The following is a 15,883-nucleotide window of genomic DNA, read 5'->3' as shown; positions in this document are numbered from 1 at the left end:
CGGCGTCCCGGCGCGGACCGCCGTCCGCGCCGGAGCGCTCAGCCGTGCTGCGGGTTGGTCAGGAACACCAGCCGGAACTTGCCGATCTGCACCTCGTCGCCGCCGGACAGGCCGGCCTGGTCGATCCGCTGCCTGTTGACATAGGTGCCGTTCAGGCTGCCCACGTCGCGCACCGAGAAACCACCGCCGTGCCGGGCGAACTCGGCGTGCTGGCGGGACACGGTGATGTCGTCGAGGAAGATGTCGCTCTCCGGGTGGCGACCGGCGGAGGTGCGGTCCTTGTCGAGCAGGAAGCGGCTGCCGGCGTTGGGTCCGCGCTCGACGACCAGCAGCGCGGTGCCGGGAGGCAGCGCCTCCACCGCGACCTGGGACGCGGCGGGCGGCCCCGGTTCGGCGCCGTCGGAGTCGAGCGCCTCGAACCCGCCGATGGAGATCGTCGAGGTCGACTCGCCCGGGGACTCCCGGGGAGGCGGGGGCTGCTGGCCGCTCCGGGTCAGCGGAGTGCCGCAGTTCGAGCAGAAGCGGGCATCATCCGGGTTGGCGTGACCGCACTGCGTGCAGTAGACGCTCGGCATCGATCGGCTCGGCCTCCTACCTCCGGCGCGGCGCCCGCGGCCCCCGTCCGGCTGCCGCCCGCGCCCCGCGCATCCTTCGTCCAACCCGCGCCCGGGTGACCGTCCCGACCCCGGGTGCTCGCGCCCGGTGCTCGGCGCACCGGCCCGACCACCCGCCATCGCGACGGTCGCCGCAACTTACGCGGGTGAGGCCCGAGGGGTCAACCGGAACGGTCAGCCGGTCGCCTCCACGCTACCTTCGACAATGATCGCAGGTCTACGCCGCCGCGCGGACGGCTGCCGGACACCCTCCCGTCACCTTCCGGTGACCGGCGGCGGGCCGGTTCCGCCCCGCGGGGACGTGCGCGCAGGGCGGCGCGGCCGCGCGTTCGCGGTCCGTTCCCCCGTGATCCCCTACCCCGACCGTACCGCGCTGACGGTCATTCGCGCACGCGGGGTGACCGTCACCCCCGCTCCGAGACCACGGAGCGTTCGCACGACGCCGCCCGGGATGCCGAGCGCGGTCGCCATGGTGTGCGGGTCGCCGATCGCCAGGATCCGGTAGGGCGGGGGCAGGAACCGGCCGTCGGCGAGGACGCCCTCGGGCCGGTCGACGAAGTAGGTGTCCACCCCGGCGCGCACGTCCCCGACCTGGACGACCTCGGCCCCGGCGTCGCGCAGCTCCTCCAGGGCGTCCAGGAGGTCGGCGGCCCGGACGGCGCGGCGCGGGTCGGTCACGGTGATCTCCACGCCGGGCCCCTCCGCGGGGACGGTCCCGGCGAGCAGCCCGTAGTCCTCGGCGCGGCGGCGCGCCTCCTCCAGGGCGGTCTGGCCGCGCGCGTCGCGTTCCAGGCCCGCCTTGGTGTTCTCCAGGTCGCGCAGGTCGGCGCGCAGCCGCTCGGAACGCTGCGTGAGGTCGGACAGGATGCCGACCAGCTCGTCCTGGCGGGCGGTGGCGAACTTGGTGTCGCGGCCGTTGGCCCGCACCTGCGTGACGACGGCGAACCCGAGCACCAGGCAGAGCAGCGCGCCCGCGACCTGCCCGCGCGTGAGCCGCGGCCGCAGCATGTCGGCGAGCAGCCGCAACGGCCCGCGCTCCGCCTCTCCGCCGCCCGCGGGCGCCCCCGCCTTCCCGCCGCCTGCGGACTCCGCCGCCTTCCCGCCGCCCGCGGCCTCCACCGCCTCCTCGGCGGCCGGGCCGGGGGACGGGGGCGTCTCGGGGGACTTCTCCGGCCCGGTCATGCGCCGAAGAGCTTCCGGCGGATGGCGGCGGCGTTGGAGAAGATCCGGACGCCGAGGACGACGACCACGCCGGTGGACAGCTGGGAGCCGACGCCGAGCTGGTCGCCGAGGAAGACGATGAGCGCCGCGATGATCGTGTTGCCGACGAAGGAGACCACGAACGTCTTCTCGTCGAACACGCCCTCCAGCCGGGCGCGGACACCGCCGAACATCGCGTCCAGGGCCGCGACGATGGCGATCGGAAGGTAGGGCTGGAGCCACAGCGGCACGTCCGGCTGGAAGAACAGGCCGAGCGCGACCCCGGCGACCAGCCCGATCAGCGCGACCACCGCACCACCTTCACCACCGCGTCACCTTCACCACTGTCATTTCCTCTTCTCCCCCGCCGGCCGGGCGTAGCGCGGCGCGGACGGCGCGGCGGCGGGCAGCCGGACCGAGCCCGCGGCCGCCACCCCGTACCGCAGGCCGTACCGGTCCCGCAGGGCCGCGAGGCGCTGGTCGGCCGCCGAGCCGGTGAACGCGGCGCGCAGGCGGCCGGGGTCGCCGAGCGCGGTGACCGCGTACGGGCCGGTCAGCGGACGGTAGTCCACCAGGACGGCCTCGCCCGCCGTCCGGATGGCGCTGGTGGGGGTCAGCCGCAGCCCGTTGATCGCGACGGCGGTGGCGCCGGCCGCCCAGAGCCCGTTGACCAGGATCTGAAGATCCTGATCATAGACCCGGCCGTCCTCGTCGCCCGCGCCGCCGCCGCCCGCGCGGTGCGCGTCGTCCAGGGTGACGACCAGGGCCGGTCCGGCGGCGGGACGGGCCGCCGCGGCGGTCTCGGCGGCGGCGAGGTCGCGGTCGGCGCGGCGTCCGGCGGCGCTGCGGGCGAGCGCGGCGGCGCGGAGCCGCGCGGTCTCGCCGCGCAGCCGGTCCAGGCGGCGGGCGAGGCCGTCCGTCTCGGCGGTGCGGGTGTGGATCTCGTCCACCAGCCGGGCGCGCTGCCGGGCCGCGACGGGCTCGCCGCGCCGCACCTGCGCGCCCGCGACGGCGAGCAGCACGCCGACCAGCAGCAGCGACAGCGCGACGAGCGCCCGGAGGCGGCGCGGCGCGGGAGCGTTCCCGGCGGCGCGGCGGCGGGCTGCGGCCTCGGCGTAGCCGGGGTCGGCGAGCCTGCCCTCGAAGAGGTCGGCGAGCAGGGACATGGACGCGTCGGGGCGCCGCCACCGTCCCGGTGGACCGGCCGTGCCCCGCTGGTCGCGCTCGTCCCGCCCGCTCACGGCCCCATCATGGCAAGGCCCGCCAAATCGGCGCGGTCAGGCGACGGCGCTGCGGGTGCGTTCGAGGCCGAGCATGACGGCCGCCCCGGCGAGCACCGAGCCCATCAGGTAGCGCTGGACGCGCTGCCAGGCGGGCCTGCTGGTCAGGAACGACGACACCGCGCCCGCGCAGAGCACCCAGATCCCGTTCACGGCGAGCGCGACGGCGATCTGGACGGCGGCGAGCGCGAGCGTCTGAGCCCAAAGGTGGCCGCGCGCCGGGTCGGCGAACTGCGGAAGGATCGACACGTACAGGATCGCGATCTTGGGGTTGAGCAGGTTGGTGACCAGGCCCATGGTGAACAGCCTGCGCGGCGAGTCGACGGGCAGCTCGCGCGGCGCAAACGGGGTCGTCCCGCCGGGCCGGACGGCCTGCCAGGCGAGCCAGAGCAGGTAGCCGACCCCGGCGAGCTTGATCACCGTGTAGAGCACCGGGACGACCTCGAAGACGGCGGTGAGGCCGGCGGTCGCGGCGAGCGCGTAGACGGCGAACCCGGCGGCGACGCCGCCGAGGGAGACGTAGCCGGCGCGGCGGCCCTGGGTGATGGTCCGGGAGACCAGGTACATCATGTTCGGGCCGGGCAGCAGGACCATGCCGAACGCCACGACGGCGATGCCCGCGACGGCGGTCAGGGAGACCATCGCACCTCTTTTCGGGAAGACTGCGCCAACCCTAGGAAACGCGATGATCTCGGTGCAATACTCGGGATTGAACTCGGTGCAATGTGGGGGAACGCGGTGGACGACTTCCGGCGGGTGGCGGACACGGTCGCGGCGCGGATCGCGTCCGGGCGGCTGCGGCCCGGCGACCGGCTGCCGCCGCAGCGCCGGTTCGCCCGCGAGCACGGCATCGCGGCGTCCACGGCCGCGCGCGTCTACCGGGAGCTGGCGCTGCGCGGCCTGGTCGCCGGGGAGGTCGGCCGGGGCACGTTCGTGCGGTCGGGGCCGCCGTCCGGCGCGGGTCCGGCGCTGCTGGAGCCGTCCGGCGCGCCGGTCGACCTGGAGCTGACGTATCCGGAGGCGGACGGCCAGACCGAGCGGCTCGCGGCCGGGCTGGCACGGTTGTGCCGTCCGGACGTCCTGGCCGCCGCGCTGCGGCCGGTCGGGCCGCGCGGGACGGCCGCGGCGCGCCGGGAGGGCGCCGCGCTGCTCGCAACCGGCGACCCCGAAGGCGTGCTGTTCGCCGCGAACGGCCGCCAGGCCATCGCGGGGGCGGTCGCGGCGCTGGTCCCTCCGGGCGGGCGGCTCGGCGTCGAGCCGTTCACCTATCCCGTCGTCAAGGGGCTGCTCGCGCGGATCGGGGTCGCGGCCGTCCCGATCGCGGCCGACGAGCACGGCCCGCGTCCGGACGCGCTCGCCGAGGCGCACCGCCGTGCGCCTCTCAGCGCCCTGTACCTCCAGCCGGCCCTCCACAACCCGACCGGGGTGATCATCCCGCCAGAACGGCGCTCAGCGCTCGCCGGGGCCGTCACGGCCCTGGGCCTTCCCGTGGTCGAGGACCGGATCTGGGCGTTCCTGGCCGACGAGCCGCCGCTGGCCGACCTCCTCCCGGACCGGACGATCGTCGTGGACAGCCTGTCCAAGCGCCTCTCCCCCGGCCTCACGATCGGGTTGCTGGCGGTCCCGGCGCCGCTGAGGGAGCGCGTGGCGACGGCGCTGCGCGGAGGCGGGTGGCTTCCCACCGGCTACGCGCTGGAGGCCGCGACGGGCTGGCTCGCGGACGGCACCGTCGCCGCCCTCAGCGAGGCCAAGCGCCGGGACGCCGCCGACCGCCGCGCCCTCGCCCTCGACCGCCTCCGGGGCTTCACCGTCTCGGCCGCCCCGCGCAGCTTCTTCTGCTGGTGGGAACTGCCGGGGCCGTGGCGCGCCGAGGCGTTCGCGGGCGCGGCGGCCGGGCTCGGCATCACGGTCACGCCGGGCGCGGCGTTCGCCACCGCGCCCGACGCGACGCCCGCGGCCGTCCGGCTCGGGCTGGCCTCTCCGCCGCCCGCCGAACTCGCCCGCGCCTTGGACGTCCTCGCCGGCCTGGCCCGCCGCGGCCCCGGCGATCCGGCCGCCCCCGACGACCGCGGGGGCTAGGAGCCGGCGCGTTCGACGACGGCGGCCCACTCCTCCAGAAGCTCCTGGGCGGCGTCGGCGTCCGGGCCCTCGGCCCACAGGTGGGTGACGGCCTCGGACGTGTCGGGCAGCACCAGCACCCAGCGGCCGTCGTCCTCGACCACCCGGACGCCGTCGGTGGTGTCGAGGGCGCGCCCGCCGGCCGCCTCCACGACCGTCCGCATCACACTGCCCTTGGCCGCCCACGGCGTCGGCACCGAGCGGCGCAGCAGGTGCGCCTCGGGGATGCGGCGGTCGATCTGCGAGAGCGTCAGCCGGGTCCGCGCGACCAGTCCCACGAGCCGGACGAACGCCGCGATCCCGTCCACGGTCGTGGAGAACTCGGGCATCAGGAAGCCGCCCCGGCCGTCCGCGGCGAAGATGACGTCGGGTTCGGCGGCGGCGCGGGTCAGCTCGTCCTGCGAGGTGGACACCCACTGCACCTGGACGCCGTGGTACCGGCAGACCTGCTCGGCGACCCGCGTCGTGGTGACCGGCAGCGCGACCCGGCCGGTGCGGCGCTCGGCGGCGACCAGGTCGAGCATCACCAGCAGCGCCCGGTCGTCGCTGATCAGCTCGCCGTTCTCGTCCACCAGCGAGATGCGCTCGCCGACCGGGTCGAACCGGGCGCCGAACGCGGCCCGCGAGGACGACACCAGCTCGCCCAGCCGCTGGAGGTCGCGCATCCGCTCGGCGACCGTCTCGGTCGGGTTCGCCTCGTCGAGCTTCGCGTTGCGGGTCAGCACGTCCACGCCGACCTTGCCGAGCAGGGTCGGCAGCGCGAGCGACGCGGTGCCGCCCGCGCAGTCCAGCACGAGCTTCAGCCCGGCCTCGCGGACGCCGCCCATGTCCACCCGGCGCAGCAGGTCGCGGGTGTAGGTCTCCACGACCCGCGCCGGATAGCTCAGCTCGGCGATCTCGCCGGGGAACGCGCGCCGGAACTCCTGCCGCCCGAACACGCGGTCCAGCTTGCGCTGGGCGGCCTGGGAGAGGTTCGCGCCGCCCTCGTCCAGGAACAGGATGTCCACGCCCTGCGGGTCGCCCGCCGTGGTGCGGATGTAGATGCCGCCGCCGCAGTCCTCGCGGGCGGTCTCGAACCGCGCCATCGGCAGCGCGCACGCCTCCAGGTCCTGCACGTCGATCGCGGACGCGGTCAGCGCGCTGATCACCGCGCGCTTCAGGGTGCGGGCGGCGCGGGAGGCGTCCCGGCCGGTGACGACCGTGGTGCCCTTCTTCAGCGTGGTCGCGTACGCGCTGGCCAGCCGGACCGCCAGCTCCGGCGTGATCTCGACGTTGACCAGGCCGGACACCCCGCGCGGCCCGAACAGGTTGCGCTGCCCGCGCGACTCCCAGATCACGCTGGTGTTGACGACCGCCCCGGCCTCGATGGTCTTGAACGGGTAGACCTTGACCTCGCTGGACAGGTACGCCTCGGCCTCGATGACGCACTCGTCGCCGACGACCGCGCCCTCCTCGACGCGCGCGCCCGCCATGATGTCGGTGTTCTTCCCGACCACGCAGCCGCGCAGGTTCGTGGACGGCCCGACGAACACGTTGTCGTGCACGACGGCCCGGTGCAGGAACGCGCCCTCCTTCACGACCACGTTGCTGCCGAGGACGGTGAACTCGCGCAGCTCCACCCCGGCCTCGACCTTGGCGTAGTCGCCGATGTACAGCGGCCCCTTGAGGACGGCCTCGGCGTCCACCTCGGCGCCCTCCGCGACCCACACGCCCGGCGACACCTCGAACCCGCCGACGGGCATGTCCACCAGGCCCGACAGCATGTCGGCCTGCGCCTTCAGGTAGGACTCGTGCGTGCCGACGTCCTCCCAGTAGCAGTCGGCGACGTAGCCGAACAGCGGCGCGCCCTCGGCGAGGAGCTTGGGGAACACGTCACTGGACCAGTCGACCGACTCGCCCGCCGCGACGCGGTCCAGGACCTCGGGCTCCATCACGTAGATGCCGGTGTTGACGGTGTCGGAGAACACCTGGCCCCAGGTCGGCTTCTCCAGGAAGCGCTGGATGCGGCCCCGCTCGTCCACGATGATGATCCCGAACTCCAGCGGGTTCGGCACCCGCTTGAGCCCGATGGTGACCAGCGCGCCGTTCTCCTCGTGGAAGCGCACCATGTCGGTCAGGTCGATGTCGGTCAGCGCGTCCCCGGATATCACCAGGAACCGGTCGTCGCGCAGCGCCTCGGCGGCGTTCTTCACGCTGCCCGCGGTGCCGAGCGGCACCTCCTCGGTGGCGTAGCTGAGGCTCATCCCGAGCTCCTCGCCGTCCCCGAAGTAGTTGCGGATCAGCGCGGCGAGGAACTGCACCGTCACCACGGTCTCGTCGAACCCGTGCCGCTTCAGCAGCCGCAGCACGTGCTCCATGATCGGCCGGTTCACGAGCGGCAGCAGGGGCTTGGGCTGGTTGGCGGTCATCGGACGCAGCCGCGTCCCCTCGCCGCCCGCCATCACGACGGCCTTCATCTGTTCTCCTCAGGGGTAGAACCGACGGCATCCGGGGGTCGAGGTCACCGGTGGGTCTCGGCTCCCTTCTGGTCGCCGGCCGGGTCGTGGTCGGTGGCCGGGTCCGGGGCCCGGTCCGAGGCCGGGGCCCGGTCCGGGGCCGGCGCCCGGACGGACGGGGTCTCCGGCGGGGTGGCGGGGTGGGTGGCGCGGTCCGCCCGGACGAGCTGGACCGTCTGGGTCCAGTAGAGGGCGGCGGCCCACCAGTAGAGGGCGACGCCCCAGATCGCGAAGGCCCAGCCGGCGACGCGGGCGCCGGTGGCCCACCAGCCGTGGTGGTCGCCGACGAGCAGCAGCGGGAAGGCGTACAGCAGGCACATCGTGCCCGCCTTGCCGACGAAGTGGACGGGCAGGGTGCCGCCGTACCCGAGGCGCCGCATGATCGGGACGATCGGGGTGATCGCGACCTCGCGGGCGACCAGCACGATCACCAGCCACAGCGGGATCACGTCCCGGGCGGTCAGCCCGACGAGCGTCGCGAGGATGTAGAGCCGGTCGGCGGCCGGGTCGAGCACCGTGCCGAGCCGGCTCGTCTGGTTCAGGGCGCGGGCCAGCTTGCCGTCGAGCCAGTCCGACAGGCCGGCGAACACCAGCACGCCGAGCGCCCACCAGTCCCGGCCGGACAGCACCAGCCACAGGAACAGGGGCACGCCCAGCAGCCGCGCGAAGCTCAGCAGGTTCGGCACCGTCCAGATCCGGCCGGTCACCGGTCCCGTTCCGGTCTCAGCATCCACCGACGTGCTCGCCTCCCTGTCCCCCAATGATCCTGACCCTATCGGTAAGGATGCGAAAGCCCCCGCGGGCGTCCGGCCGCCGGGCGCCCGCGGGGACGCCGCAGGCGGGCGGCGCGGCCTGCGCGGACGCCGCCGGGGTGACGGAGATCATCCCATCGGCGACGTCACTGTTCCGTCAGTACACCGTGGACCGGGGTTGCGGCAACGGGGGTGGGCCGGGTTACGGTCGGCCCGAGACAGATCGCGGGGGCCCGGCGAACCGGGCTGAGATCGCGGCTGGGACGGCCGCCGACCGCTGGAACCTGACCGGGTAATGCCGGCGTAGGGAGAGATCGAGTCGTCATGAGCGACAACACGTCCGCAGTCACGCACGCCCACAAGACCTACCTGCAGGGATCCCGTCCGGACCTGCGGGTGCCGATGCGGGAGGTGGCCCTGACCACCGGGGACCGGGTGGTGCTGTACGACACCTCCGGCCCGTACACCGACCCGGCGTTCGAGACCGACGTGCGGCGGGGGCTTCCCGCGCTGCGCGCCGCCTGGATCGCCGAGCGGGGCGACACCGAGGAGTACGAGGGACGGACCGTCCGGCCGGAGGACGACGGCCGCCGGTCCGGCGATCCGCTGCGGGAGGCGGCGGACTTCCCGTCCCGCCCGCCGCGCCGCGCCCGGTCCGGCGGGAAGGGGGGCGGCGTGACGCAGCGCGCCTCCGCGCGGCGCGGGGAGATCACGCCGGAGATGGAGTTCGCGGCGCTGCGCGAGGGCGTCGAGCCGGAGTTCGTCCGGGCGGAGCTGGCGGCGGGCCGGGCCGTGCTGCCCGCCAACGTCAACCATCCCGAGATCGAGCCGATGGTGATCGGCAGGAACTTCCTGGTGAAGGTGAACGCCAACATCGGGAACTCGGCGGTCGCCTCGTCCATCGAGGACGAGGTGGAGAAGATGACCTGGGCGACCCGCTGGGGCGCCGACACGATCATGGACCTGTCCACCGGGCGGGACATCCACACCACCCGCGAGTGGATCCTGCGCAACTCGCCGGTGCCGGTCGGGACCGTCCCGCTGTACCAGGCGGTCGAGAAGGTCGGCGGGAACCCGGCGGACCTCACGTTCGAGATCTTCCGGGACACCGTGATCGAGCAGGCCGAGCAGGGCGTGGACTACATGACGGTGCACGCGGGCGTGCTGCTGTCCCACGTCCCGCTGACGGCCCGCCGCAAGACCGGGATCGTCTCCCGCGGCGGGTCGATCATGGCGGCGTGGTGCCTGGCCCACCACAAGGAGAACTTCCTCTACACGCACTTCCGGGAGCTGTGCGAGATCTTCGCCGCCTACGACGTCACCTGGTCGCTCGGCGACGGCCTGCGCCCCGGCTCGATCCACGACGCCAACGACGAGGCCCAGTTCGCCGAGCTGCGCACGCAGGGCGAGCTGACGAAGATCGCGGCCGAGTTCGGCAACCAGGTCATGAACGAGGGCCCGGGCCACATCCCGATGCACAAGATCAAGGAGAACGTCGAGCGCCAGCAGGAGTGGTGCGACGAGGCCCCGTTCTACACGCTCGGCCCGCTCACCACCGACATCGCGCCCGGCTACGACCACATCACCTCCGCGATCGGCGCGGCGATGATCGGCTGGTACGGCACCGCGATGCTCTGCTACGTCACGCCGAAGGAGCACCTCGGCCTGCCCGACCGGGACGACGTGAAGGCGGGCGTGATCGCCTACAAGATCGCCGCGCACGCCGCCGACCTCGCCAAGGGCCACCCCGGCGCGCAGGCGTGGGACGACGCCCTGTCGGACGCCCGGTTCGAGTTCCGCTGGGAGGACCAGTTCAACCTCTCCCTGGACCCGGACACGGCCCGCTCGTTCCACGACGAGACGCTCCCGGCCGCGCCCGCCAAGACCGCGCACTTCTGCTCGATGTGCGGGCCGCACTTCTGCTCGATGAAGATCACCCAGGACGTGCGGCGCTACGCCGAGGACCGCGAGCTGGACGCCTCGCGCGCGCTCGCGGCGGGGATGGAGGAGAAGGCCGCCGAGTTCCAGGCATCCGGCAACCGCATCTACCTGCCGGTCGCGCCGTCCGACTCCTGACCGGGCACCGGCCCTGAGCCGGACGGCGCGGACGGCGCGGACGGGTCACGCTCCCCGGACCGGGCGGCCAGGTCAAGGCTCGAGGACCTGCCCGCCCGGTCACGGCATGAGGACCTGGCCGCCCGGTCACGGCATGAGGACCTGCCGGCCGGTCACCGCCTCGCGGCCGATGCGCTCGTGCGCGCCGCGCGCCTCCTTCAGCGGGAGGCGCGCGGCGACGCGCGGGGAGATCCGGCCCTGGACCAGCAGCGCGAAGAGGTGCTCCAGGTCGTGCCGGTACAGGTCGGGGCGGCGGTCCCGCAGCCGCGCGATCCGGTAGGTCCGGACGCGCCGGCCGCCGGGCAGCAGCGAGGCGGCGAGCACGGCCGCCCCGGCCGCGTAGAACCCGGCGGTGCGGCGCAAATCGCGGCGTCCGTCCCGGAGCGCGGCGTAATGCCCGAAGAGGACGAGGCGTCCGCCGCGCCGCAGGGCGCGGTAGGAGCGCAGGGCGACCGCTCCGCCGATGCCGTCCAGGACGGCGTCGACGCCGCCTCCGGTCGCGCTGCGGACGCGCGCGACGACGTCCCCGGCCCGGTAGTCGATCGGCGTGGCCTCCAGCTCGGCGACCAGGCCGGCCTGGTCGGCGGTCGCCGTCCCGTACATCTCGAGCCCGGCGGCGCGGCCCAGCTGGAGCAGCGCGATGCCGACCGCCCCGGCCGCGCCGTGGACCAGCACCCGCTCTCCCGGCCGGACGCGGGCGACCCGGCGCAGCAGCTGGTAGGCGGTGACGTAGGTCAGCGGCAGGCAGACCGCCTCCGCCGGGTCCACCCCCGCCGGAACCGGCACGAGCCCGCTGACGGGAACGCACACGTACTCGGCGTAGCCGCCGTGCACCGTGAGCGCGGCGACGAGGTCGCCCGGCACCGCGCCGCCGGTCTCCGGACCCAGCGCGTCCACGGTCCCGACGACGTCGTATCCCGGGGTGAAGGGCGGCCGGGGGCCGCCCGGGTAGGCGCCCTCGCGCATCAGGACGTCGGTGAAGCTCACCCCGGCCGCGACGACCTTGATCCGCGCCTCGCCCGGTCCCGGCTCCGGACGCGGCGCCTCGGCGAGCTCCAGGACCTCCGGCCCGCCGAAACGGGAAACGACGACGTGCTGGTACGGCGGCGCGTCGGAGCGCGGCTCGGGGCGCGGCCTGATCCGGATCACGGGCGTGTCCTCACCGACCTCCCGCGCGGCCTGCGGGAAGCGGGCGAGGTAGTTCCGCCGTGCGGCGACCGCTTGCGGGCCGTCCAGCAACTCGGCCGTTCCCTCCACCTCCTGCCGGCCGATGAGCAGCCGGACGGGCGCGGGCGTGCGGACGTTGTGCCACCACGTCTTGCGGGCGTGCCGCCCGACGAGCACGTGAAGGCCGTCCTCGCCCCGCGCGTACATGACCGGCAGCGTGTAGGACCGGCCGGTCCGTCGGCCGGTGACGGTGATCAGGGCGACGCCGCCGCTCAGCAGGCGGTGCAGCGGCGAGCGGAGCACCCGCCCCACCACCGGGTTGAGGACGTGGTTCTGCAAGGACATGCGTCGTGGCGTGCTCATGTTCGGCTCCCTCTGCGGACCTGGTCCCGCGCCCACGGTCCCGCGCGGCCGGGGCCGCCGGTAGGGGCGTTCGTCCCGTCCGCTACCGGTAGTTTCGGGGGGCATGAGAGGAAGGCGGGGCGATCGTGCAGCTTGAGCTACGCCATCTGCGGACGCTGTGCGCGATCGCCGACGCCGGCAGCCTCAGCCGGGCGGCCGGGACGCTCGGCGTCTCGCAGCCCGCGCTGACCGGGCAGCTGCACCGGATCGAGGCCGCGCTCGGCGGGCAGGTGTTCCGGCGCGGACGGCTCGGGGTGAGCCCCACGCCGTTCGGGCTGTTCGTCCTCACCCGGGCGCGGTCGGCGCTGGTCACCGTGGACGAGCTGCTCACCGGTCCGGACAGCGAGCCGGTCGACCCCACGCTGCGGATCGGCGGCTACGCCACGCCGGTGCTGGCCGGGCTCGTCCACCGGCTGTTCGAGACGCCCGGCGCGTCCATCACCGTGCGCACCGAGTACTCGCCGCGGCTGCTGCTCGACCTGCTGGCCTCGCGCCGGCTGGACGTCGCGATCCTGGTCGACTACCCCGGCCACGAGCTGCCGCCCGTCCCGGCGGTCGGGACGCGGACGGTCGCGACCGAGCCGGTGTCGGTCGCGCTGCCCGCCGGGCACCGGCTCGCCGGGCTCGCCGAGGTGCCGCTCGCCGAGCTCGCCGGGGAGGACTGGCTGGTCACCCCGCCCGACGGCGCCGGCTGGCCGGAGTACTTCTACACCGCCTGCCAGGAGGCCGGGTTCACCCCGCGCGTCCGGCACATGATGACCGAGCACGACATGATCCGCGCGCTGGTCGCCGAGGGCCGCGCCGTCGCGCCCTGCCAGGCGCTGCTGCGGACCGGGCCCGGCGTGGTCGTCCGGCCGCTGACCGGGCCCGCGCTGTGGCTGCGGCACCTGCTGGCCTGGCGGCACGGCACGCCCGTCGCCGCCCGCGCGGGCGAGCTGGCCGCCCTCGCCGCCGAGGCGCACGCGGCGGCGGTCGCCGACGATCCGGTGCTGGCGTCCTGGCTCGCCCGCTCCTGACGTCCCGGCCGGTCCGTCCGCGCCGGCCGCCATAACCCGGCGGTTATCGCCCTCTGGGATGGGCCGGGCCCGGCCGCCTCCACCATGATCGGCGCAGGAGGTCAGCCATGCTCATCCGCGCGGCCGCCGTCGTCACGGCGGCCATCACCCCCCTGTCCCTGGTCACGGCCCTGGCCGCGGTCCCCGCCCGCGCCGGCGAACCGGCCGCCGCGGTGGTGCCCGTCCAGGTCACCGGCGACCCCGCCGAGCGGTTCAACCTCGTGGTGCTCGGCGACGGCTACACGCCCGCCGACATGCCGAAGTTCCGGGCGAACGTCGACAAGCACCTGAACGTGCTTTGGAGCATCGAGCCGTACAAGTCGTACCGCAGCTACATCAACGTGTACCGGGTGGAAATACCGTCCAAGGTCTCCGGCGTCAGCTGCGATCCCGGCGTGTCGGACGCCAAGCGCGACACGCCGCTCGGGATGGCGTTCTGGAGCGGCTGCCGCACGGACGGCATCCAGCGCCTGCTCGTCATGAACGACGACGCCGCGAACCAGTACGCCGGGCTGGTGAAGGACGTCCCGGCGGCGAACCGGCAGATCCTCGCGCTGGCCAACAGCGACACCTACGGCGGCGCGGGCGGCACCTACGCGACCGCCTCGGGCGGCAACGCCATGTCCGCGCTCATCTCCCCGCACGAGCTCGGCCACTCGGTCGGCGGGCTGGAGGACGAGTACGACTACTACTACCGGGGCGTTCCCGGCGGCACCTACACCGGCGGCGAGCCCGACTCGATCCACCACACGCTGCTCACCGAGGCGCAGATGCGGCAGCAGCACAAGAAGTGGTGGCGCTGGCTGGGCGAGCCCAGCGAGGCCGGCGGGACGATCGGCCGCTACGAGGGCGGCATGTACTACAGCAAGGGCATCTGGCGGCCGAGCCGGCACTCGATCATGAAGACGCTCGGCTACTACTACGACCAGGTCAGCCGCGAGCGCATGACGCAGGCGATCTCCAAGAAGGTCGACCTCATCCAGGGCGGCACGCCCGAGGGGACCGTCGGCGCGGACCGGGTGCTGTCGCTGGAGACGCTGCACCCCGTGGACCACGCCCTGCGCGTGGCCTGGACCGTGGACGGCCGTCCCGTGCGCGGCGGCCACGACCTGGACCTGCGCAGGCTCCACCTGCGGCGCGGCACGCACAAGGTCGGCGTCCGGGTGGACGACCCGACGGACTTCATCCGCGACCCCGCGATCCGCGCGTCGTTCGCGCAGACCCGCGCTTGGACGGTCGACACGTCCCTGCGCACCCCGCCCGACGCCACGGCGCCCGCGTTCACCACGACGACGCCGACCGACCGTCCGGTGGGGGCGCGCAGCGTCATCGCGGCCGAGACGACGCACCCGGCGAAGTCCGCGCCGCGCATCGAGTGGCGCCTGGACGGACGGCGCGTCCATGCCGACCGTGACCTTCGGCTGCCGCCGCTCCGTCCGGGGACGCACCGGGTGACCGCGACGGTCGGGACGTCCACCAGGACGTGGACGGTCGACGCGACCGCGCCGACCGTGACCGCGCAGACCCAGCAGCCGCCCGCCGGGGACCGGCTCAGCCTCAAGCTCTCCCCCACCGACGACCGGCCCGGATACGTCGTCGCGGAGTTCCGGGTGGACGGCGACGGTTGGTACAACTACTACGGCTGGCCGACCGACTCGAACAGCCCGTTCCTGTTCACCAAGACGGGGACCGACATCGACGATCTGATCTACGGCAAGCTGTCCGCCGGCCGGCACACGATCGAGTACCGCGCCATCGACGCCGCCGGGAACTACAGCAAGCCGCGCAGCTTCACCATGACACTGCGCTGACCTCCCGGACCGAGACGGGCCGCGGCGATGCACGCACCGCCGCGGCCCGCCGCCGCGTCAGGCGGTAGGGGGCGTCAGGCGGACGACGTCGGCGTACGACGGGACGGGGCGGTCGTCCGGGCGTCCGGCCAGCTCCAGCGCGGTGGACACGGCGGCGTGCAGGGCCGTGCGGTAGAGGAGCGACCCGCAGCTGATCCGGCGGACGCCCAGGTCGGCGAGCCGCGCGGGAGCGGTCCGGCCCGGAAGGTGCAGGACGTTCAGGGGCAGCGGGATCTCGGCGACGACGGCGGAGATGTCGGCGTCGGCGGCGATGCCCGGGACGAACACGCCGTCCGCGCCCGCTCCGGCGTAGGCGTGCAGGCGCGTCAGGGTCTCTTGGAGCCGCGGCCCGTCCCGGTCCGCCAGCCAGTAGCAGTCGGTGCGGGCGTTGACGAAGACGTCGGGGGCGGCGGCCTTGATCGCTTCGATCAGTTCGGCCTGGGCTTTCACCGGAGCCGGCGCTTCGTTCCGGCGGCCGTCCTCGATGTTGATCCCGGCGACGCCGAAGGACGCCAGTTCGGCGACCAGCGCGGCCACGTCGTCGGGACGGTCGGAGAACCCCGCCTCGATGTCGACCGTGACGGGGACCGGCAGCGCGGCCAGGCGGCGCGCCAGCCCGACGGTCTGCTCGCGGGTCGCGCCGGCGGCGTCGTCCTCGCCCGCGGCTGCGGCGACACCCAGGCTGGTCGTTCCGACGGCGGCGAAGCCCGCCTCGGCGAGCGCCGCGCCGGACGCGACGTCCCAGGCGTTCGGCAGCAGCAACGGCCGGTCGGCGTAGTGCAGTTCGCGGAAGTTCATCGCGGGCCCTCCCTGTCCACGCCCCGACCGTAGGGCC

At 74.5% G+C, this 15,883-nt stretch carries 13 protein-coding genes and 1 riboswitch; of the genes, 4 read left to right on the top strand and 9 right to left on the bottom strand.

The annotated features are described in order from the left end of the window. Window positions 1–38: 38 nt before the first annotated feature. From ACFPCY_RS08155 to ACFPCY_RS08135, 5 genes are all read right to left on the bottom strand, one after another. Complete coding sequence (locus ACFPCY_RS08155) at window positions 39–575, bottom strand: FHA domain-containing protein (protein WP_378253025.1); 537 nt, start codon at window positions 573–575, stop codon at window positions 39–41. Window positions 576–968: 393 nt separating this feature from the next. Continuing rightward, complete coding sequence (locus ACFPCY_RS08150) at window positions 969–1,796, bottom strand: DUF881 domain-containing protein (protein ID WP_378253024.1); 828 nt, start codon at window positions 1,794–1,796, stop codon at window positions 969–971. Beyond that, window positions 1,793–2,125 (bottom strand): small basic family protein, encoded by a 333-nt coding sequence (locus tag ACFPCY_RS08145; protein WP_378253023.1) that lies wholly within the window; start codon window positions 2,123–2,125, stop codon window positions 1,793–1,795. Before ACFPCY_RS08145 ends, ACFPCY_RS08150 begins: the two co-directional genes overlap by 4 nt. Before the next feature lie 36 nt (window positions 2,126–2,161). After that, window positions 2,162–3,055 carry a DUF881 domain-containing protein gene (locus ACFPCY_RS08140; RefSeq protein ID WP_378253022.1) on the bottom strand — a complete coding sequence of 298 codons (894 nt, stop codon included), beginning with the start codon at window positions 3,053–3,055 and terminating at the stop codon, window positions 2,162–2,164. A 36-nt stretch (window positions 3,056–3,091) separates the two neighbouring features. Then, window positions 3,092–3,736 carry a LysE family translocator gene (locus ACFPCY_RS08135; RefSeq protein WP_378253021.1) on the bottom strand — a complete coding sequence of 215 codons (645 nt, stop codon included), beginning with the start codon at window positions 3,734–3,736 and terminating at the stop codon, window positions 3,092–3,094. 81 nt (window positions 3,737–3,817) lie between these two features. Here ACFPCY_RS08135 and ACFPCY_RS08130 point away from each other — a divergent pair, with 81 nt between their 5' ends. Then, window positions 3,818–5,173 carry an aminotransferase-like domain-containing protein gene (locus ACFPCY_RS08130; RefSeq protein WP_378253020.1) on the top strand — a complete coding sequence of 452 codons (1,356 nt, stop codon included), beginning with the start codon at window positions 3,818–3,820 and terminating at the stop codon, window positions 5,171–5,173. Here the strand turns inward: ACFPCY_RS08130 and ACFPCY_RS08125 are convergent. Both ACFPCY_RS08125 and ACFPCY_RS08120 read right to left on the bottom strand, forming a co-directional pair. Next, on the bottom strand, window positions 5,170–7,668 hold the full coding sequence (locus ACFPCY_RS08125) for a sugar phosphate nucleotidyltransferase (RefSeq protein ID WP_378253019.1): 2,499 nt from the start codon (window positions 7,666–7,668) through the stop codon (window positions 5,170–5,172). The two genes, ACFPCY_RS08130 and ACFPCY_RS08125, sit on opposite strands and share 4 nt — an antisense overlap. A 44-nt stretch (window positions 7,669–7,712) precedes the next feature. After that, a complete protein-coding gene (locus ACFPCY_RS08120) occupies window positions 7,713–8,441 on the bottom strand; it encodes a CDP-alcohol phosphatidyltransferase family protein (protein ID WP_378253018.1) in 729 nt (242 codons plus the stop codon). A 233-nt stretch (window positions 8,442–8,674) separates the two neighbouring features. Further along, window positions 8,675–8,788: riboswitch (TPP riboswitch) on the top strand. Between ACFPCY_RS08120 and thiC the strand changes: the two genes are divergently transcribed. Then, window positions 8,784–10,535 (top strand): phosphomethylpyrimidine synthase ThiC, encoded by a 1,752-nt coding sequence (gene thiC / locus ACFPCY_RS08115; protein WP_378253017.1) that lies wholly within the window; start codon window positions 8,784–8,786, stop codon window positions 10,533–10,535. It overlaps the preceding riboswitch by 5 nt. A gap of 126 nt (window positions 10,536–10,661) precedes the next feature. Here the strand turns inward: thiC and ACFPCY_RS08110 are convergent, their stop codons facing one another. Then, window positions 10,662–12,104: a nitroreductase/quinone reductase family protein gene (locus tag ACFPCY_RS08110; protein WP_378253016.1), complete on the bottom strand. Its 1,443-nt coding sequence runs from the start codon at window positions 12,102–12,104 to the stop codon at window positions 10,662–10,664. A gap of 125 nt (window positions 12,105–12,229) precedes the next feature. Between ACFPCY_RS08110 and ACFPCY_RS08105 the strand changes: the two genes are divergently transcribed. After that, window positions 12,230–13,159, top strand: a complete 930-nt coding sequence (locus ACFPCY_RS08105; RefSeq protein WP_378253015.1) for a LysR family transcriptional regulator — start codon at window positions 12,230–12,232, stop codon at window positions 13,157–13,159. A 107-nt stretch (window positions 13,160–13,266) separates the two neighbouring features. Then, window positions 13,267–15,009: a M64 family metallopeptidase gene (locus ACFPCY_RS08100; RefSeq protein WP_378253014.1), complete on the top strand. Its 1,743-nt coding sequence runs from the start codon at window positions 13,267–13,269 to the stop codon at window positions 15,007–15,009. Between the two features lie 57 nt (window positions 15,010–15,066). On the opposite strand, the gene ACFPCY_RS08095 is transcribed toward ACFPCY_RS08100, so the two are convergent. Then, window positions 15,067–15,846, bottom strand: coding sequence for an isocitrate lyase/PEP mutase family protein (locus ACFPCY_RS08095; protein WP_378253013.1), 780 nt, complete (start codon window positions 15,844–15,846; stop codon window positions 15,067–15,069). Between the last annotated feature and the right edge of the window lie 37 nt (window positions 15,847–15,883).

This window comes from Actinomadura gamaensis (assembly GCF_042652125.1).
Taxonomy (GTDB): Bacteria; Actinomycetota; Actinomycetes; order Streptosporangiales; family Streptosporangiaceae; genus Spirillospora; species Spirillospora gamaensis.
This window is presented reverse-complemented; position numbering and strand designations above follow the sequence as displayed.

What these genes read in the sequence shown, in the direction of transcription:
- ACFPCY_RS08130 (WP_378253020.1), top strand. Translation starts at nt 3,818, where the DNA reads ATGTGGGGGAACGCGGTGGACGACTTCCGGCGGGTGGCGGACACGGTC.
- ACFPCY_RS08110 (WP_378253016.1), bottom strand. Translation starts at nt 12,104, where the DNA reads ATGAGCACGCCACGACGCATGTCCTTGCAGAACCACGTCCTCAACCCG.
- ACFPCY_RS08150 (WP_378253024.1), bottom strand. Translation starts at nt 1,796, where the DNA reads ATGACCGGGCCGGAGAAGTCCCCCGAGACGCCCCCGTCCCCCGGCCCG.
- ACFPCY_RS08100 (WP_378253014.1), top strand. Translation starts at nt 13,267, where the DNA reads ATGCTCATCCGCGCGGCCGCCGTCGTCACGGCGGCCATCACCCCCCTG.
- ACFPCY_RS08125 (WP_378253019.1), bottom strand. Translation starts at nt 7,668, where the DNA reads ATGAAGGCCGTCGTGATGGCGGGCGGCGAGGGGACGCGGCTGCGTCCG.
- thiC (WP_378253017.1), top strand. Translation starts at nt 8,784, where the DNA reads ATGAGCGACAACACGTCCGCAGTCACGCACGCCCACAAGACCTACCTG.
- ACFPCY_RS08135 (WP_378253021.1), bottom strand. Translation starts at nt 3,736, where the DNA reads ATGGTCTCCCTGACCGCCGTCGCGGGCATCGCCGTCGTGGCGTTCGGC.
- ACFPCY_RS08095 (WP_378253013.1), bottom strand. Translation starts at nt 15,846, where the DNA reads ATGAACTTCCGCGAACTGCACTACGCCGACCGGCCGTTGCTGCTGCCG.
- ACFPCY_RS08155 (WP_378253025.1), bottom strand. Translation starts at nt 575, where the DNA reads ATGCCGAGCGTCTACTGCACGCAGTGCGGTCACGCCAACCCGGATGAT.